The sequence below is a fragment of the Sphingomonas olei genome (genome assembly GCF_045369765.1).
In the GTDB taxonomy this organism is placed as follows: Bacteria; Pseudomonadota; Alphaproteobacteria; order Sphingomonadales; family Sphingomonadaceae; genus Sphingomonas; species Sphingomonas panaciterrae.
This window is the reverse complement of record NZ_JBIQEU010000003.1, coordinates 56,927-73,654: the sequence shown is the minus strand read 5'-3', so window position 1 is coordinate 73,654 and position 16,728 is coordinate 56,927. Positions and strand designations below refer to the sequence as shown.

General features: G+C 67.7%; 18 protein-coding genes. 10 read left to right on the top strand and 8 right to left on the bottom strand.

Going from position 1 to position 16,728, the window contains the following annotated elements; all coding sequences use genetic code 11:
- Positions 1-62: 62 nt before the first annotated feature.
- A complete protein-coding gene (locus ACH0BU_RS04820; RefSeq protein WP_231622025.1) occupies positions 63-821 on the bottom strand; it encodes a sulfite exporter TauE/SafE family protein in 759 nt (252 codons plus the stop codon).
- 76 nt (positions 822-897) lie between these two features.
- Positions 898-1,722: a class I mannose-6-phosphate isomerase gene (locus ACH0BU_RS04815; RefSeq protein ID WP_136452262.1), complete on the bottom strand. Its 825-nt coding sequence runs from the start codon at positions 1,720-1,722 to the stop codon at positions 898-900.
- 120 nt (positions 1,723-1,842) lie between these two features.
- On the opposite strand from ACH0BU_RS04815, the gene ACH0BU_RS04810 reads away from it, so the two are divergent.
- Positions 1,843-2,892, top strand: a complete 1,050-nt coding sequence (locus tag ACH0BU_RS04810; protein WP_500263833.1) for an outer membrane protein assembly factor BamD — start codon at positions 1,843-1,845, stop codon at positions 2,890-2,892.
- Between the two features lie 49 nt (positions 2,893-2,941).
- Entirely contained in the window at positions 2,942-4,597 is a 1,656-nt protein-coding gene (recN, locus tag ACH0BU_RS04805; RefSeq protein WP_046411542.1) for a DNA repair protein RecN, read from the top strand.
- Positions 4,598-4,657: 60 nt separating this feature from the next.
- Here the strand turns inward: recN and dnaN are convergent, their stop codons facing one another.
- The 3 genes from dnaN to ACH0BU_RS04790 form a co-directional block, all read right to left on the bottom strand.
- The gene (gene dnaN, locus ACH0BU_RS04800) at positions 4,658-5,776 is read right to left on the bottom strand and encodes a DNA polymerase III subunit beta (protein ID WP_125946095.1); all 1,119 of its coding nucleotides are present in this window, start codon (positions 5,774-5,776) and stop codon (positions 4,658-4,660) included.
- Positions 5,777-5,931: 155 nt separating this feature from the next.
- Complete coding sequence (locus ACH0BU_RS04795) at positions 5,932-6,585, bottom strand: outer membrane protein (RefSeq protein WP_046411544.1); 654 nt, start codon at positions 6,583-6,585, stop codon at positions 5,932-5,934.
- Positions 6,578-6,871 carry a hypothetical protein gene (locus tag ACH0BU_RS04790; protein ID WP_296219922.1) on the bottom strand — a complete coding sequence of 98 codons (294 nt, stop codon included), beginning with the start codon at positions 6,869-6,871 and terminating at the stop codon, positions 6,578-6,580. The genes ACH0BU_RS04795 and ACH0BU_RS04790 overlap by 8 nt, the downstream gene beginning before the upstream one ends.
- Here ACH0BU_RS04790 and ACH0BU_RS04785 point away from each other — a divergent pair.
- From ACH0BU_RS04785 to rlmN, 3 genes are read left to right on the top strand one after another with little or no spacing between them, the layout of a single operon-like run.
- Positions 6,870-7,511, top strand: a complete 642-nt coding sequence (locus ACH0BU_RS04785) for a histidine phosphatase family protein (protein ID WP_046411545.1) — start codon at positions 6,870-6,872, stop codon at positions 7,509-7,511. The genes ACH0BU_RS04790 and ACH0BU_RS04785 overlap by 2 nt on opposite strands.
- Positions 7,512-7,535: 24 nt before the next feature.
- Complete coding sequence (locus ACH0BU_RS04780) at positions 7,536-7,985, top strand: hypothetical protein (RefSeq protein ID WP_125946096.1); 450 nt, start codon at positions 7,536-7,538, stop codon at positions 7,983-7,985.
- Positions 7,986-8,034: 49 nt separating this feature from the next.
- Positions 8,035-9,249 carry a dual-specificity RNA methyltransferase RlmN gene (gene rlmN, locus ACH0BU_RS04775; RefSeq protein ID WP_500263864.1) on the top strand — a complete coding sequence of 405 codons (1,215 nt, stop codon included), beginning with the start codon at positions 8,035-8,037 and terminating at the stop codon, positions 9,247-9,249.
- A 54-nt stretch (positions 9,250-9,303) separates the two neighbouring features.
- On the opposite strand, the gene ACH0BU_RS04770 is transcribed toward rlmN, so the two are convergent.
- A complete protein-coding gene (locus ACH0BU_RS04770; protein ID WP_046411548.1) occupies positions 9,304-11,595 on the bottom strand; it encodes a CDC48 family AAA ATPase in 2,292 nt (763 codons plus the stop codon).
- 327 nt (positions 11,596-11,922) lie between these two features.
- Here ACH0BU_RS04770 and ACH0BU_RS04765 point away from each other — a divergent pair, with 327 nt between their 5' ends.
- The gene (locus tag ACH0BU_RS04765) at positions 11,923-12,813 is read left to right on the top strand and encodes a LysR substrate-binding domain-containing protein (protein WP_046411550.1); all 891 of its coding nucleotides are present in this window, start codon (positions 11,923-11,925) and stop codon (positions 12,811-12,813) included.
- Positions 12,814-12,915: 102 nt separating this feature from the next.
- On the opposite strand, the gene ACH0BU_RS04760 is transcribed toward ACH0BU_RS04765, so the two are convergent.
- On the bottom strand, positions 12,916-13,371 hold the full coding sequence (locus tag ACH0BU_RS04760; protein WP_046411551.1) for a peptidylprolyl isomerase: 456 nt from the start codon (positions 13,369-13,371) through the stop codon (positions 12,916-12,918).
- A 137-nt stretch (positions 13,372-13,508) separates the two neighbouring features.
- On the opposite strand from ACH0BU_RS04760, the gene mgtE reads away from it, so the two are divergent.
- Positions 13,509-14,918, top strand: coding sequence for a magnesium transporter (mgtE, locus tag ACH0BU_RS04755; protein WP_046411553.1), 1,410 nt, complete (start codon positions 13,509-13,511; stop codon positions 14,916-14,918).
- Positions 14,919-14,957: 39 nt separating this feature from the next.
- Positions 14,958-15,362, top strand: a complete 405-nt coding sequence (locus ACH0BU_RS04750) for a DUF1489 family protein (protein ID WP_136452259.1) — start codon at positions 14,958-14,960, stop codon at positions 15,360-15,362.
- 13 nt (positions 15,363-15,375) lie between these two features.
- Here ACH0BU_RS04750 and ACH0BU_RS04745 read toward each other — a convergent pair whose 3' ends face one another.
- Complete coding sequence (locus tag ACH0BU_RS04745) at positions 15,376-15,738, bottom strand: response regulator (RefSeq protein WP_296220518.1); 363 nt, start codon at positions 15,736-15,738, stop codon at positions 15,376-15,378.
- Positions 15,739-15,776: 38 nt separating this feature from the next.
- Between ACH0BU_RS04745 and ACH0BU_RS04740 the strand changes: the two genes are divergently transcribed.
- Together ACH0BU_RS04740 and ACH0BU_RS04735 are read left to right on the top strand one after the other, a co-directional pair.
- Positions 15,777-16,052 carry a DUF3572 family protein gene (locus ACH0BU_RS04740; protein WP_046411558.1) on the top strand — a complete coding sequence of 92 codons (276 nt, stop codon included), beginning with the start codon at positions 15,777-15,779 and terminating at the stop codon, positions 16,050-16,052.
- Positions 16,049-16,705 (top strand): hypothetical protein, encoded by a 657-nt coding sequence (locus tag ACH0BU_RS04735; RefSeq protein ID WP_046411560.1) that lies wholly within the window; start codon positions 16,049-16,051, stop codon positions 16,703-16,705. The genes ACH0BU_RS04740 and ACH0BU_RS04735 overlap by 4 nt, the downstream gene beginning before the upstream one ends.
- Positions 16,706-16,728 lie beyond the last annotated feature (23 nt).

Below are 16,728 nucleotides of genomic sequence, written 5' to 3'. Positions count from 1 at the left end.
ATTCCGCGCGGCGTCCATCCGTGGCCGATTGTCGCCGGAAGGCGGCCGCGCCGCCGCCGAAATCAGCCGTAGGCGCGCCAGAAAAACACGATGGTCGTCGCGCCCGACAGCAGCAGCGTCCACCACCGGATCACTGCCGCGGGCAGCATCTTGCCGATCACCGCCCCAGCCCAGCCGCCGACCAGCGCCCCGATCAGCATCGGCACCGCGGATCCCCAGTGGATCATCCCAGCCGCGACAAAAACGATCGCCGCCGCGGCATTGGCCACCGCCAGCATCAGCGTGCGCGGCGCGAACATCGCCCGCGGGTCCATCCCGGCGAGCAGGCCATAGGTCGCTGTCATCATCAGCCCGACGCCGCCGCCGAAATAGCCGCCATAAATGCCCAGCAGCGCCTGCGCCGCGATCAGCGTGCGCCCGCCAATTGTCACTCGCTGCGCGAGCCACACGGACGCGCGCTTGCCGATCGCCAGCACGACAAAGGCGTAAAGCACCAGCCACGGCACGATCACGTCGAACGTGGTCGCCGGCGTCAGCACCAGCAACATGCTGCCGACCAGCCCCGCGACGAACGTCACCCAGCCAAGCACGCGCAGGTCGACGCCGCCCAGCGGCGTGCGCTCATGCCGGAACGACCAGCTGCTCATCGCCGCGCCCGGCAGGACAGCAAAATTGGAGGTCGAATTGGCGATGTTCGCCGGCAGCCCGATGGCAAGCAGCGCCGGCATGGTCGCGAACGATCCGCCGCCGGCGAGCGCATTCATGGCGCCGCCCAGGAATCCGGCACCGGTGACAAGGGCAATAATGGCAAGATCAGGCACGCGCGGCTCTTTGCCGCGCATGCCCTGCTTGTCGAGGGGCCGTGTTGCCGCGACGGACCGCGCGGCCCCCCGCGAATCAGATTCGGCTGGTACCCGTATAGGCGAACAGCAGGTCGGCATCCTCCGACGCATGGAGCAGCTCGGGACCCGTCACCATCACGCACTCGCCCGCGCGCCAGGCAACGCCGCCAACCACACCCTCGCCGCGGATCGGCACCAGCCAGCCGCTCTTGTCCTCAGGAAGGCCGATCTCGCGCTTGCCGCCGCCCCAGCGTTCCAGCACGAACTTGGGCCCTTCGACCAGGATCGTTCGCCCCGGCGCAACCTCGCCCGGCCGCGGCGGCGCGACATAGGGCTGCAGGTCGGCGACCGCGATGCCGTCATCCAGATGCAATTCACGCGGTCGGCCATAATCGTACAGGCGATAGGTCGTGTCGGAATTCTGCTGCACCTCGATCAGCGTCAGTCCAGCGCCGATCGCGTGGACCACGCCGGAATGCGAATAATAGAAGTCGCCCGCCTTCACCGGCTTCCAGTCGAGCTTGTCCTCGATCGACCCGTCCAGCGCGCTCTGCCGCAGTTCGTCCGCGGTCATCGGCTGCTTCGGCCCGATCGCGATCGTCGAATCGGGCTCGGCATCCAGGATCAGCCAGCATTCGTCCTTGCCGCGCGGCAGGCCGCGCTTCTGCGCCTCCTCGTCCGACGGGTGATCCTGCACCGACAGCTTCTCGCTGGTGAACAGATATTTGATCAGCAGTTCCGGCTCTTCGGGATGCGGCGACTGGAACCACACCTCACCGATCGGTTCACCGCCGGGGGCCGGATCGGGAAATCCCGGGTACAGCCTATGCCGCCCCCACGGCTTCTCGACCCGCTTGGTGGCCAGCAAGGTTGCAGTCATATGAGGTCCCATAATGATAAGGCTTAGTCCTATCCGCCGAACGCCGCCGCCCTCAATGCGTTTCATTCACGACGTTTCAGCATTGTTCGCGTGCGCGGCCCTGCGCTAAAGGCCACAACGATGCGTAAACTCCCGTCCCGTCCGCTCGTCGCCCTGCTCCTTGCGGCGATGGCACTGCCGATCGCAGGTTGTGCGCGTAATCGCGCCGGCGGCGATCTCCCGTACGTCGCGCGCGACGTGGGCACCTTGTACACCGCGGCCCGGCAGAAGCTGGACCAGGGCCAGTACAAATTGGCGGCGGCGCTGTTCGACGAGGTGGAGCGCCAGCACCCTTATTCGGTCTGGGCGCGCCGGGCGCAGCTGATGGGCGCGTTCAGCAACTATCTGGCGAAAAATTACACGGAGGCGATCCAGGGCGCTCAGCGCTTCCTGTCGGTCCACCCGGGCAATCGCGACGCCCCGTACGCTTATTACCTCATCGCGATCAGCTATTATGAGCAGATCAACGACGTCACGCGCGATCAGAAGATCACCGCGCAGGCGCAGGATGCGCTGGGCGAGCTCACCCGCCGCTATCCCAACAGCCGCCATGCGGCCGATGCCCGGCTGAAGATGGACCTCGTGCGTGATCACCTCGCCGGCAAGGAAATGGAGATCGGCCGTTTCTACGAACGGCGTGGCCAGTGGCTGGCGGCGACGCTGCGCTTCCGCAAGGTAATTGACGATTATCAGACCACAACCCACACGCCGGAGGCGCTGATGCGCCTGACCGAGACCTATCTGGCGCTCGGCGTGCGCGAGGAGGCAAAGCGCGCCGCGGCGGTGCTCGGCGCCAACTATCCCGAAACCTGGTGGTACAAGCGCGCCTACGATCTGCTGGGCGAGAACCCGACCACGCCGATTCGTCCGCTCGCCCCGGGCGAGCAGATCATTCCCCAGGCGACCGTCCCCGCGCCCGAGGCGCCGATCCGCAAGGAGGTGGAGGTGCTGCCGGTCGAGGAAACGCCCACGCCGCGTGCCGAGGCGCCGGGCGCCCCGACGCCGGCGACCACCAGCGGCGGTGCCGGCGCGACGCCGGGTGGCAACGCCCCGTCCACCGCGACGCCGACCGGCGTGCAGCCGGGCACGCCCCCCGCTCCAGCGGACGTCCCGCCGCCGCAGGACCAGTGAGCGCAGCACCGCTGATGCACCGCCCGGCCGTTCGGGCGTTGGGCCCTTCATGCTGACGGCGCTCTCGATTCGCGATGTGGTTCTGATCGAGGCGCTTGACCTCGATTTCGGCCCCGGGCTTGGCGTGCTCACCGGTGAAACCGGCGCGGGCAAGTCGATCCTGCTCGACGCGCTCGGCCTGGCGCTCGGCGCACGCGGCGACAGCGGACTCGTGCGGCACGGCGCGGCGCAGGCCAGCGTCACCGCCACCTTCGATCCGCCCGCCGGCATCGCCGCGCTGCTCGACGACAACGGGCTTGAGGCGGAGGATAGCGAACCGCTGATCATCCGCCGGGTGGTGAAGGCGGACGGCGGCAGCCGCGGGTTCGTCAACAATCAGCCCGCCTCGGCTGCGCTCCTGCGCGAACTCGGCAGCCGGCTAGTCGAGATCCACGGCCAGCACGACGATCGCGGCCTGCTCAACCCGCGCGGCCACCGTGCGCTTCTCGATACCTTCGCGCGACTCGACACCGCAGGCGTCGCTGCCGCCTGGCACGACTGGCGCGCCGCCGAAGCGTCGCTGGCGTCGGCGCGGGACGAAATCGAGACTGCCGCCCGCGATCGCGAGTGGCTCGACCACGCCGTCACCGAACTCGATTCGCTCGCGCCCGAGCCCGGCGAGGAGGAAACGCTCGCCGAGCGCCGGCGCATCATGCAACGGTCGGAAAAGATCGCCGAGGATCTGAACGCGCTCGTCGACGCGCTCGACGGCTCGGACGGCGCACTGGCCAGGATGCGCCAGGCAGCGCGCATCCTCGACCGAATCGCCCCCGACCATCCGGCGCTGACCGAGGCGCTGGCCGCGCTCGACCGTGCGATGGTCGAAACGGGCAACGCCGGCGATCAGGTGAGCGAGGCGAGCCGCGCGCTGGCGTTCGACCCCCGCGACCTCGAACAGGACGAGGCGCGGCTGTTCGACCTGCGCGGCATGGCCCGCAAGCACCGCGTACAGCCCGATGATCTCGCCGCTTTGGCCGATGAATTGCGCGAGCGCCGCGACCGGCTCGAGGCGGGTGAGGAAGGCATCGCCGCACTGGAGCAGCGCGCGCGGGCGGCGCGCGACCTCTATCTCGCCGCCGCCGCGTCCCTGTCCACGGCACGCGCGGCCGCCGCCGAGCGGCTCGACGTCGCGGTCGCTGGCGAGCTTCCCCCGCTCAAGCTCGATGCCGCGCGTTTCCGCACCACCATCGCGCCGCTGCCCGAGGATCTCTGGGGCCCGGCCGGCCAGGATCGGGTCGAGTTCGAGATCGCGACCAATCCCGGCGCGCCCTTCGGCGCACTGATCAAGATCGCGTCCGGCGGCGAACTGTCGCGCTTCATCCTCGCGCTGAAGGTCGCGCTCGCGGAAGAAGGCGGCGCGGCAACGATGATCTTTGACGAAATCGATCGCGGCGTCGGTGGCGCGGTCGCCTCGGCGATCGGGGAGCGGCTGCATCGCCTCGCCACGCAGGCGCAGCTGCTGGTGGTCACCCACTCGCCACAGGTCGCCGCCCGCGGTGCCGCGCATCTGCTGATCGCGAAGCGCAATGACGGCATCGTCACGCGTACCGGCGTGCGTCAGCTCGACAATTCGGAACGGCGCGAGGAAATCGCCCGGATGCTGTCCGGCGCGACCATCACAGACGAGGCCCGGGCGCAGGCCGACCGCCTCATCGAAACAGCCTGATCGGAAACGCCTAAGGTCGGCACCGGGGCTCATCACCCCGGCACCATTCTCGCTCGCTGCTCAGACCCGCATCGGCATCAGCACGTACAGCGCCGGCGCCTTGTCATTCTCGCGGATCAGCGTCGGCGCCGCCGCATCGGCCAGGTGCACCTCGACCACGTCGCCATCGATCTGGCCCAGGATGTCCATCAGATACCGGCTGTTGAAGCCGATCTCGAACGGTGCGGCGACATATTCGCCGGGCACTTCCTCGGCTGCGGTGCCATTCTCCGGGCTCGTCACCGACAGCGTGATCTTGTCGCGATCCAGCGCCATCTTCACCGCGCGGGTCTTCTCGGTGGCGATGGTCGACACGCGATCCACGCCCTCCATGAACGCCGACGGGTCGAGCTTCAGGATCTTGTCGTTGCCGGTCGGGATGACGCGGCTGTAATCCGGGAAGGTACCATCGATCAGCTTGGACGTCAGGATCGCCTGACCCAGGTCGAACCGGATCTTGGTGCCGCTCAGCGACACGCCGACCGAACCGTCCACTTCGTCGAGCAGCTTGCGCAACTCCGCCACGCACTTCCGCGGCACGATCACATCCGGCATGTTCTCCGCGCCCTCGGGCCGCGGCAACGTGACGCGCGCCAGGCGATGGCCATCGGTCGCGGCAGCCTTCAGCACCGGCTGCGATCCGCCATCCTCCGACACGTGGAGGAAGATGCCGTTCAGATAATAACGCGTTTCCTCGGTCGAGATCGCAAATCGCGTCTTGTCGATGATCTGCTTCAGCGCCTCAGCCGGCATCTCGAACTGGGTCGGCAGCTCGCCCTCGGCGATCACCGGAAAATCGTCCCGCGGCAGCGTCGCGAGCGAGAATCGCGCCCGCCCGGCGACGATCGTCATCCGGCCGTCGGCGGCGCTCAACGACACCTGCGCGCCCTCGGGCAGCTTGCGCGCAATGTCGAACAGCGTGTGCGCCGACACGGTGGTCGCGCCCGGCTGTTCCACGGATGCCGCGACACTCTCGTTGATCTGCAGGTCGAGGTCGGTCGCCATCAGGCGCAGCGCACCCTCGACCGTCGCTTCGATCAGCACGTTAGACAGAATCGGAATGGTGTTGCGGCGTTCCACCACGGACTGGACATGGCTCAGCCCCTTCAGGAGCGTTGCGCGTTCGATCGTCGCCTTCATCACTTGATCCCCCGGCCCGCCGGATTCGACCAGGGGCAACTCGCCCGTTTCCTAGCCAAACAGAAAGGGCCGGAGCAAGCGCCCCGGCCCTCTTTTCGGTGGATTGTTCACATCCACCGCCTGTCGGGCGCGGCCAGCGGCCGCGCCCGTCCGCATCAGAAGCGGAAGCCGAGGCCGGCCGCCACCTGGTGACGGTCGGTGTCAACGCCGAACGTGCCGGTCGTCGCGCCGTTCGGGTAACGCAGCTTCGCCTCGCCGTAGTTCGAGTAGCGATACTCGAGCTTGGCGTAGGTGTTCGGCGAGAGCGACTGCTCGACACCGGCACCCAGACGGAAACCGTCGAGGTTGAAGTTGCGGCCGGTCACCGTCGTGGTGTCGTCGCGGGTCAGGTCGAGGCGGGCGTTGGTGTAGCCGACCTTGCCGTAGATCAGCGTGGTCGGGGCGGCGATCACGCCGATACGGCCACCGATGTACAGGTCACGGCCAGCCTTCACGCGGCCATAGCCGAAATCGTTCGGGTTGCGCGGATCGTTGGTCACCTTGCCGGTCGAACCGGTGATTTCGGCCTCGGCGCCAACCACCAGGTTGTTGAACGCCACGTCATAGCCGATGTCGCCACCGTACAGGAAACCGTCGCTGCCCTGATCGCCACGGATCAGAGAATCCTGCGTGTCGCCGGGGCGCAGCGCGTCATAGCCCAGGATCACGCCGGCGCGCGGGCCGGTGAACGGGCCGGCGTCCTGCGCAGCAGCCGGAACAGCAACGGCAGCGGTGGTGGCGGCGAGCGTCGCCAGGATAAGCTTACGCATAAACAACTCCATTTGCGTTTCCGTCCCACAAGCGTGGGCGGGTGACGGTCAAATGATGAATTTCGCGGGCCGTTGCATGAACCTCAGATAAACAAGGATTTTCGTTGTTTTTGCGCCACAGGGGCTTGAACAACGATCCTGCCGACCTATCCGCGACAAGCCGTTTGTTTCGTTGGAACCTCGCTCGGACACGCGACGTCTTGACGACCGGTTTGACTGTTTTCGCGCGCGCCCAATCGGCAAAAATCGTTGCTTTCGCGTCCGGTCCGACCAAAAGCAGCGCCATGGCAATCGATCCCACCCAGCGGCGTGGCCGCGATTTCGTCGCCCGTCACGGCGAAACCGTCTTCAACGCCGCGCGCCGGCTGCAGGGGGATGCCCCGCACACCCCCCTCACCCGCGCCGGCTTCGCTCAGGCGGAGGAGATGGGCCGCGCGCTGCGTGCGCATCTCGGCGCCAGGCCGAAGCTGACCATGTGGGCCTCCTCGACGGGTCGCGCGCTGCAGACGCTGGCGATCATTGCCGAGCATCTCGAACTCGACTGGCACGATGCGCGCCACGACGACCGGCTGATCGAAATCGGCATGGGCGCATGGGGTGGCCGTTATTACGCCGATGTCGTCGATGAAGTCGGCCCGGTAATCGACGAACGTGGGCTGCTGCGCTGCGCCCCCGACGGCGAGCGCTATGAGGCGATTGCGACGCGGGTCGGCGGCTGGCTCGCCGATACCGCTGACGACGATGGCGATCGGCTGGTCATCATGCATGGAATCTCCAGCCGCGTGATGCGCGGGGTGATGACGGGTGCGCCGATCGATCCGTGCGGCGCGCCGGTGCTGCCCGGCCACCCACAGGGCACGGTGACGATGATCGAGCGCGGCCGCGAGACGGTGGTGCATCTGGGCACCGGCCACGCCCCGGCCTGATCCTGGCCGCGTGGTCCTGTGAGCATGATCCTCGTCGCCGCGCTCCTGCTCGCCGGGGAGCCGACGGCGATCGGCGTGTACGACGCGTGGGGCGCGTTTCGCGCCGGGTCGCCGCCGCGCTGTTATGCGATCACCTCTCCCGTGCGCGCAGGCAACGGCGCTTTCGCCAGCATCGCCGCGCGCTTCGGCACCAGCCGCCGCCCCGCGCTCTACGTCCGCCTGTCGCGCCCGCGCGATGCGGCAGCGCCGGTCACGCTGGCGATCGGTGAGCGGCGCTTCGTGCTGACCGGCAACGATCGCGCCGTGTGGTCGCCCGACGCCGCCACCGACCGCGCGATCGTCGCGGCGATGCGCGGCGCGCGCAGCATGAGCGTCTCGACGCTCAACCGCGCCGGTCGCCCCTTTGCCGACAGTTATGCGCTGGGCGGTGCCGCCACCGCCATCGACGCCGCGACGCTGGGCTGCGCCGGCTAGGCGCCGCTGTCCGGCGGCCGTGCTGGAAATTCCCCCTGTCCTGCGCTATATGCGCGCGATGCAGACAGTGTCGGCCGCGCCCATGCCCATCCCGGGGCACTTCGATCCCGTGCCCGTTGCCCGTGCGGTCACCCCGCGCCCCGATGGCCGCATTGACCTCGTCGGGCTGTCCAAGGACGAATTGCGCGAAACGCTCGCCGCCGCCGGGCTTGAGCCGCGTCAGGCAAAGCTGCGCGCCAAGCAGATCTGGCACTGGATCTACAATCGCGGCGCGACAGAATTTACCGCGATGACCGACATCGCGAAGGCGCAGCATCCGTGGCTGACCGAACGGTTCGTGATCGGTCGCCCGCAGGTGGTCGAGGCGCAGGTATCGTCGGACGGCACGCGCAAATGGCTGCTGCGTTCGGACGACGGCCAGGATTTCGAAATGGTCTTCATCCCCGATGCGGACCGCGGGACGCTGTGCGTGTCCAGCCAGGTCGGCTGCACGCTCAACTGCACCTTCTGCCACACCGGCACGATGAAGCTCGTGCGCAATCTTACCGCCGGCGAGATCGTCGGTCAGGTCATGCTGGCGCGCGATGGCCTTGGCGAATGGCCCAGCCAGCCGGAAGGCCGCATGCTCACCAACATCGTGATGATGGGCATGGGGGAGCCGCTCTACAATTTCGACAATGTGCGCGACGCGCTCTCGGTGGTGATGGACGGCGACGGCCTTGCCCTGTCTAAGCGTCGTATCACCCTTTCCACCTCGGGCGTCGTGCCGATGATGGCGCGCGCGGGGGCGGAGATTGGCGTCAACCTCGCCGTGTCGCTCCACGCCGTGACGAAACCGGTGCGGGACGAGATCGTGCCGCTCAACCGCAAATACGGCATCGAGGAACTGCTCCAGGCGTGCGCCGATTATCCCGGCGCCAACAATGCCCGCCGCATCACGTTCGAATATGTGATGCTGAAGGACAAGAACGATTCGGACGATGACGCGCGTGAACTGGTGCGCCTGCTGCGCCACTATCGCCTGCCGGCGAAGGTCAATCTGATCCCGTTCAATCCGTGGCCGGGCACCGCCTATGAATGTTCGACGCCGGAGCGGATTCGCGCCTTCTCGAACATCATCTTCGAAGCGGGCATTTCCGCGCCGGTGCGCACCCCGCGCGGCCGCGACATTGACGCCGCCTGCGGCCAGCTGAAGACCGCGGCCGAGCGCAAGAGCCGCGCCCAGCTGGATCGCGAAGCAGCGGCCGAAGCTGCCGCCGCCTGATCCCATCGGCACAAACGCCATGAAGGGGAGGGCATTGCCCTCCCCTTCTTGCGTTCAGTCGCGGCGGTCGCCCCGCGGGCTGAGCTGCCCCGGCGAGATGAAACCGATCGGCTGGATCGAGGCCGCGTCCTGCTTCAGCCTGGATGCGATCTGCTGGTAATCGCGCTCCATCTCGTCAGTCACGCTGGCACGCGATTCGCCCAGCGCCGCCTCGAAGTCACCCATGTACACTTCGCGCGCACCCAGCGACCGCCGCAGCGCGATCAGGCCCGCGCGACGCACCACGTCGCCAAGGTCGGCGCCGGTGAACCGCTCCGTCCGCCGCGCCACCACGTCGAGGTCCACGTCATGCGCCAGCGGCATCTTGGCGGTCTGGATGCCCAGGATGCGCCGCCGCCCGGCCTCGTCCGGCACGCCGACATAGATCAGCTCGTCGAACCGCCCCGGCCGCAGCAGCGCGGGATCGACCAGGTTGGGCCGGTTGGTCGCGCCGATCACCACCACGGACTGCAATTCCTCCAGCCCGTCCATCTCGGCAAGGATGGTGTTCACCACCCGCTCGGTCACTTGCGGCTCGCCCAGCCCGCCGCCACGCGCGGGCACCAGGCTGTCGAGTTCGTCGATGAAGATCACCGTCGGCGCCACTTGCCGCGCGCGCTGGAACAGGCGGGCGATCTGCTGCTCGCTCTCGCCATACCATTTGCTCAGAAGGTCGCTCGATTTGGTGGCGATGAAGTTCGCCTCCGCCTCGCGTGCGACTGCCTTCGCCAGCAGCGTCTTGCCGGTGCCCGGCGGGCCATAGAGCAGGAAGCCCTTGGCCGGCCGGATGCCGAGGCGCCGGAACGCATCCGGATCCTTCAACGGCAGCTCGACGCCTTCCTTCAGGCGCATCTGCGCATCGTCCAGCCCGCCGACATCGTCCCAGCGCACCGTCGGGGCCTGCACCATCACTTCGCGCATCGCGCTCGGCTGAACGCGCTTGAGCGCCTCCATGAAGTCCTCGCGGGTCACCGCCAGCGTGTCGAGCACCTCGGGCGGGATGGTCCGCTCCTCCAGGTTCAGCCGCGGCATGATCCGCCGCACCGCCTCGATCGCCGCCTCGCGGGTCAGCGCGGCAAGGTCCGCGCCGACGAAGCCGAAGGTGGTGCGCGCCAGCTCGCCCAGGTCCACCTTGTCGCCCAGCGGCATGCCGCGAGTGTGGATGCCCAGGATCTCGCGTCGCCCGCGCTCGTCAGGCACGCCGACCACGATCTCGCGGTCGAACCGCCCCGGCCGCCGCAGCGCCTCGTCCAGCGCCTCGGGCCGGTTGGTGGCCGCGATCACCACCAGGTTCGCGCGCGCCTCCAGCCCGTCCATCAGCGTCAGCAGCTGCGCGACGACGCGCTTCTCCGCCTCGCCGGATACCTGCCCGCGCTTCGGCGCAATCGAATCGATCTCGTCGATGAACACGATCGAGGGCGCGGATTTGGACGCTTCCTCGAACACCTGCCGCAGCCGGCCCTCGCTCTCGCCATAGGCGGAGCCCATGATTTCGGGGCCGTTGATCAGGAAGAATTGCGCGTCGCTCTCGTTGGCGACGGCGCGCGCCAGCCGCGTCTTGCCGGTGCCGGGCGGGCCGTGCAGCAGCACGCCCTTGGGCGGATCGACGCCCAGCCGCTGGAACAGCTCCGGGTAACGCAGCGGCAGCTCCACCATCTCGCGCAGCTGGTCGATCGTCGCCGCCATGCCGCCGATATCGTCATAGGTGACGTCGGCACGCCGCGCCTCGTTCGGCTCCTCATATTCGGGCCGAAGCTCGACCTCGGTATTCTCGTCGATGTGGACGATGCCTTTGGGCGCCGCGGAGACGACGACCAGGCGGATCTCCTGCAGCGCATAGGCCGGCGCGTTGACGAACTGCTGCATGCCCGGCGGCATGTTCGCCACGCGCTGATGCCCTGCGGTCGCCACCACGTCGCCCTGCGCCAGCGGCCTGCCGATGAAGGTGCGCTTCAGCGCCACCGTCGATCCCTGCAGCCGCAAATTCTGCGCCGCCGGCGCGAACACCACCCGCGTCGCGGGGTTCGATTCGGCCTTGCGCACTTCCACGAAATCGCCCGAGCCGACGCCGGCATTGGCGCGCTGCAGGCCGTCGATCCGGACGATCGCCAGCCCCTCGTCCTCGGAATAGGGCCCAACCGCCCGCGCCGGAGTCGTTTTCTTGCCGACGATCTCGATCACATCGCCTTCCGTCAGGCCCAGCGATGCCATGAACGCACGCGGCAGGTGGGCGATGCCCCGGCCGCTGTCCTCCGGTCTCGAATTCGCGACCTGCAGCTTTTGCGCCTGTGTCTCGACGTCCGCCAATGCACTTCTCCTCCGGGCTAGGCGACGATAGATATGGAAGCGCGCCCGCGTTTTTAGAGGGGTGCCACCCGTGATCGTAACGCTTCGGGTCCGACGACGTGCCCGCGCGCGCGCGACAGGCAAAAAAAAGGGCCGGTCCGAAGACCAGCCCATGAAAGTTTTTAGGAGAGGATGCCTGAAAGGCCCGCCCTAATTGCCGTCGGGGTGTCTTTTGTGCAAGTGCGAAGAAACGAATGATGAATGCAAAACCTGCAATCGTCACTCGTGCCGCTTGTTCCGGCACCGGGCCGGTCTCATGATGGCCGGATATAGGGGAATGATCAGTCCATGCGCCGTTTGCCGCCGCTGACTGCGATCGAGGCCTTTGTGGCCGTGGCACGGCTGGGCTCGATCAAGGCCGCCGCGCAGGAACTGGCGCTGTCCAATCCTGCCTTGAGCCGCCGGATCCAGACGCTCGAACGCTTCCTTGGCCGCCCCCTGTTCGACCGGCGGCATCAGGCGATGGTGTTGAACGGCGATGGCGAACGGCTGCTGGCGCAGATCGCGCCGCTGCTCGATCAATTGTCCGACGCGGTCGAATCGATGACCAGCGCGGTCGACGTGCTGCGCCTGCGCCTCGGCGTCCTCCCGCTGTTCGCCTCGCAGCGGCTGTTCCCGCGGCTGGGCGAGTTGCGCAGCGCGCACCCGGAAATCCATCTCGACATCGATACCGGCGCCCACGGCATCGCCCGGCTCGGCGAGGGGCTCGATGCGGTCATTGCGCTCGCCCGCGATATCGACCCCAGCCTCTATGCCCGCCGGCTCGACCGCAACAGCGTCTATGTCATCGGCAGCCGCACCTTGGTGGATCGCGCCGACCCGATCGTCCGGCCGCAGCAACTCGCGACGCTGACCGCGCTCGTCCATCGCGAGATGCCCGACACCTTCACCGCCTGGCGCCAGGCGGCGGGGCTCCACGATATCGAGCCGCTGGCGGTCGACCATTTCGATTCGGGCGCGCTGATGCTGGAGGCGGCGGCACAGGGGCTCGGCGTCGCCTTCATGCACGAAAGCCATTTCCAGGACGCGGCCGACCCGCGCCTCGTCCGGCTGTTCGATATCGAGGTGGTGAGCCCGTACAGCTATTGGTTCGTCTGCCGCCCGCGGGCGCTGCAGCTCAAACAGGTGCGGATCTTCCGCGACTGGCTCGTGACGACGCTCGCGGCCGAGAACGTCTGACTGTCAGCGGGTATCGGCAGAACACCGGACGGCGCGGGCGGATCTCTCCGCCCGCACCCCGGCGGAACGGTCACGCAGCCACCCGGCGGCGTGACCCGTCGCTTACTCGGCGCGTGCCTTGACGATCTTGCCCGGCTCGCGCGGCGGCTCGCCCTTGGGCAGTGCGTCGATCAGCTCCATGCCGTTCGTCACTTCGCCCCACACGGTGTACTGGCCGTCGAGGAAGCGCGCGTCGTCGAAGCAGATGAAGAACTGCGAATTGGCGCTGTTCGGATCGTTGGTCCGCGCCATCGAGCAGACGCCGCGCACGTGCGGCTCCTTCGAAAACTCCTGCTTCAGGTTCGGCTTGTCCGACCCGTGCATGCCGGTGCCCGTCGGATCACCGCCCTGCGCCATGAAGCCCGGGATCACGCGGTGGAACACGACGCCGTCGTAAAAGCCCTCGTTGGCCAGTTCGGCGATGCGCTTGACGTGCTCGGGCGCCAGATCCGGGCGCAGCTTGATCGTCACGTCGCCGCCATCCAGCGTCAGCGTCAGGGTGTTGTAGGTATCGGCCATCGCAAGCCTCCTTCGGGTTATCCGGAAAGCCGGCGCCCTACCCGTCGGCCCTCCCGAACGCAAACCCGCAGGCGGTTGGCACGCGACTTTCCGCCCGCTAGGAGCCGCACGGATCAACCCGCCGGAGGAGGCCAGCGATGAGCGAAACCGAACTCCGTCATGCCGATCGCGCGGGCGAGGATGAAGGCCAGCTCGACGCGGATGATCGGCTGAAGCCCGATTTTGTCGATGCGGTGCTCGATGCGGTCGAGCGCGGCGATACCGAGGAAGCGCAGCGCCTCGTCGAACCGCTCCACCCCGCCGACATTGCCGACCTGTTCGAGCTGACGCCGGAGGACCGCCGCGCCGCTCTGGCCTCGGCGGTCGCCGACCTGCTCGATGGCGACGTGTTCGCCGAGATGAACGATTACGTCCGCGAACAGCTGATCGACGCGCTCGACGCGCGGCAGGTCGCGGACATCGCGTCCGAACTCGACACAGATGACGCGGTCGCGATCATCGAGGATCTCGACGCCGACGACCAGCGCGAGGTGCTCCGCGCGATGGAGCCCGACGATCGCGCGGCGATCGAGGAGGCGCTGAGCTACCCGGAGGAATCCGCCGGCCGTCTGATGCAGCGCGAACTGATCGCGGTGCCGGAACATTGGACGGTCGGCGACACGCTCGATTTCCTGCGCGGTGACGAGGAACTCACCACCGACTTCTGGGAAATCTTCGTCGTCGATCCGCAGCACAAGCCGGTCGGCACCTGCGCGCTCTCGTGGATCCTGCGCACGCCGCGCGCGATCGCCATCTCGGACGTCATGGCGCGCGAACAGACGCTGATCCCGGTCGACATGGATCAGGAAGAGGTCGCGCTCCGCTTCCAGAAATACGCGCTGATTTCCGCCGCGGTGGTCGACAATTCCGGCCGCCTGGTCGGCATGATCACCGTCGACGATATCGTCCACATCATTCAGGAAGAGGCCGGCGAGGACGCGCTCTTGCTCTCGGGCGCTGGCGAAGGCGACATCAACGAGCCGGTGTTCGACAGCTACAAGGCGCGCGTCCGCTGGCTGATCGCCAACCTGTTCACCGCGCTCCTCGCCTCATTCATCATCTCCCGCTTTGAGGGGACGATCGAACGCATGGTCGCGCTCGCCACGCTGATGCCGATCGTCGCTGGCGTCGGCGGCAATGCCGGCACGCAGACGCTGGCCGTCACCGTGCGCGCCATGGCCACCAACCAGCTGACGCAATCCAACACCGCGCGCGCGATCGGCCGCGAGATCCGCGTCGCCCTGCTCAACGGCGCGACCATCGCGCTGGTGATCGGCACCGGCGTCGCGCTCATCTTCGCCAACGTCCTCCTAGGTGGCGTGATCGCCGCAGCGATGATGACCAACATCCTCGTCGCCGGGCTCGCCGGCGTCCTCGTACCGGTGGTGCTGGAACGGCTGCGCGCCGATCCCGCGGTCGCCTCCTCGGTGTTCGTCACCATGACCACCGATTCGATCGGCTTCCTCGCCTTCCTCGGCCTCGCCAGCGCCTCTGGCCTGGTGGGCTGACACTCCCCACATGGCAGCCTCCCCTGCTGCCGGAGAGCCATGCCGCTTCACATCACGAAAGTCGCTTTCGGCCACACGGCCGTCGAGCATCTCGCCGATCGGCTGCGTGAGCGCGGCGAGGAAGGCCCGCTGTTCCTGACCACGCGCTATCTGCCCAAACGGCATGAGGAGATCGCCGGCCAGGGCTCACTGTTCTGGATCATCAAGCACCAGCTCGTCGCCCGTTCGCCGATCCTCGGCTTCGGCGAGGCGGAGGGCGGCCGCGTCGCGATCCACATCGATCCGGTGCTTCGCATGGTCGCCGCCCGGCCCAAGCGCGCGCACCAGGGCTGGCGCTATCTTGAGGATGCCGATGCGCCCGCCGACCTTGGCGGCGACGGCAGCGGCATGGCCACGTTGCCCCCCGCCCTGCTCGGCAAGCTGGCGGAGCTTGGCCTCGTCTAAGCGGGCGCGCCGATCAGATCAGCGCGCGCACCGTTTCCATGAACCGCACCAGGCTGATCGGCTTCGACACATAGGCTTCCGCCCCCGCCGCCCGGATTCGATCCTCGTCGTCGCGCCCGGCATAGGCGGTGACCGCCATCACCGGGATGCGCCGCAATTCCTCGTCCGCCTTCAACTCCAGGATCAGCTCATAGCCGGTCACATAGGGCATCTGGATGTCCATGATGATGAGGTCGGGCAGGCAGGCCCGCGCCTGCGCCACCGCCTCGCGCCCGTCGCGCACCGGCTCGGCCTCGAATTCATGCGCCCGCAACAGGTCGCAGAACAGCTTGAGGTTGAGTTCGTTGTCCTCGACAACGAGCACCTTCTTTGCCACGCGCGTTAGATCCCCCGATTGGTGAACGACAATAGGCAATGAAAATAGCCGATTCAAACGGAGAACCTGCCGACGCGCTCGCGCTGCAGGCGCTGGCATGGACATTGTCCGATTCCGACCGCGCGGGACGCCTGCTGGCGCTCACCGGGCTTCACCCCCATGATCTGCGCGAACGCATTGGCGAGCCCTCCGTCCTCGCCGCCTGCCTCCTGTTTCTGGAGGCGCATGAACCCGATCTCATCGCCTGCGCGTCTGTGCTGGATTGCAAACCCGAGGCGCTGGTGCGCGCCCGCCACGAACTGGAGAGGCTATGACCCGACCGCTGCTGATTTCCGATTGCGACGAGGTGCTGATCCACATGGTGCGCCATTTCGGCGACTGGCTGGATGAGGCGCACGATATCGAATTCACGCCCTCGAGCTGGGAACTGGGACGCAACATGCGCCGGCGCAGCGGTGGCGACGCCCCCAGCCGGGAGGAGATGCGCGGCTTCCTCGATGGCTTCTTCCCGGCCGAGATGCACCGCCAGACGCTGGTCCCCCACGCGCGCGACGCGCTGGCGCGGATCGCCGAGGTTGCTGACATCGTCATCCTCACTAACCTGCAGGACAGCTGCCGCACCCACCGCATGGATCAGCTTGCCGCCTTCGGCATCGCGCACCGCGTGGAATGCAACCAGGGGCCAAAGGGCGGCCCGGTCGCCGCGCTCGTCGCAGAGCATGGCAATCCGGTAACGGTGTTCGTCGATGATCTGCCGATGCACCATGAATCGGTCGCCGAACATGCGCCGCAGGTCCATCGCCTGCACATGGTGGCCGAGCCTGCGCTTGCCCCCGGCGTGCCCGCCGCCCCGGCCGCGCACGCGCGGATCGATGCCTGGCCGGATGCGCTTCCCTGGATCATCGATCGTCTCGCCAGCGGTCAGCACGCGCCCACCCCGCTGCGCACCGCCGCCGCGCACGGTTGACCGCGAACGGCGGCTGGTGTTCT

Excerpts from the sequence above, each read along its gene's own strand:
- ACH0BU_RS04735 (WP_046411560.1), top strand. The coding sequence starts at position 16,049 with ATGACCCGACCGCTGCTGATTTCCGATTGCGACGAGGTGCTGATCCAC.
- recN (WP_046411542.1), top strand. The coding sequence starts at position 2,942 with ATGCTGACGGCGCTCTCGATTCGCGATGTGGTTCTGATCGAGGCGCTT.
- ACH0BU_RS04795 (WP_046411544.1), bottom strand. The coding sequence starts at position 6,585 with ATGCGTAAGCTTATCCTGGCGACGCTCGCCGCCACCACCGCTGCCGTT.
- ACH0BU_RS04790 (WP_296219922.1), bottom strand. The coding sequence starts at position 6,871 with ATGGCGCTGCTTTTGGTCGGACCGGACGCGAAAGCAACGATTTTTGCC.
- ACH0BU_RS04785 (WP_046411545.1), top strand. The coding sequence starts at position 6,870 with ATGGCAATCGATCCCACCCAGCGGCGTGGCCGCGATTTCGTCGCCCGT.
- ACH0BU_RS04760 (WP_046411551.1), bottom strand. The coding sequence starts at position 13,371 with ATGGCCGATACCTACAACACCCTGACGCTGACGCTGGATGGCGGCGAC.
- dnaN (WP_125946095.1), bottom strand. The coding sequence starts at position 5,776 with ATGAAGGCGACGATCGAACGCGCAACGCTCCTGAAGGGGCTGAGCCAT.
- rlmN (WP_500263864.1), top strand. The coding sequence starts at position 8,035 with ATGCGCGCGATGCAGACAGTGTCGGCCGCGCCCATGCCCATCCCGGGG.
- ACH0BU_RS04750 (WP_136452259.1), top strand. The coding sequence starts at position 14,958 with ATGCCGCTTCACATCACGAAAGTCGCTTTCGGCCACACGGCCGTCGAG.
- ACH0BU_RS04780 (WP_125946096.1), top strand. The coding sequence starts at position 7,536 with ATGATCCTCGTCGCCGCGCTCCTGCTCGCCGGGGAGCCGACGGCGATC.
- mgtE (WP_046411553.1), top strand. The coding sequence starts at position 13,509 with ATGAGCGAAACCGAACTCCGTCATGCCGATCGCGCGGGCGAGGATGAA.
- ACH0BU_RS04810 (WP_500263833.1), top strand. The coding sequence starts at position 1,843 with ATGCGTAAACTCCCGTCCCGTCCGCTCGTCGCCCTGCTCCTTGCGGCG.
- ACH0BU_RS04815 (WP_136452262.1), bottom strand. The coding sequence starts at position 1,722 with ATGACTGCAACCTTGCTGGCCACCAAGCGGGTCGAGAAGCCGTGGGGG.
- ACH0BU_RS04740 (WP_046411558.1), top strand. The coding sequence starts at position 15,777 with ATGAAAATAGCCGATTCAAACGGAGAACCTGCCGACGCGCTCGCGCTG.
- ACH0BU_RS04765 (WP_046411550.1), top strand. The coding sequence starts at position 11,923 with ATGCGCCGTTTGCCGCCGCTGACTGCGATCGAGGCCTTTGTGGCCGTG.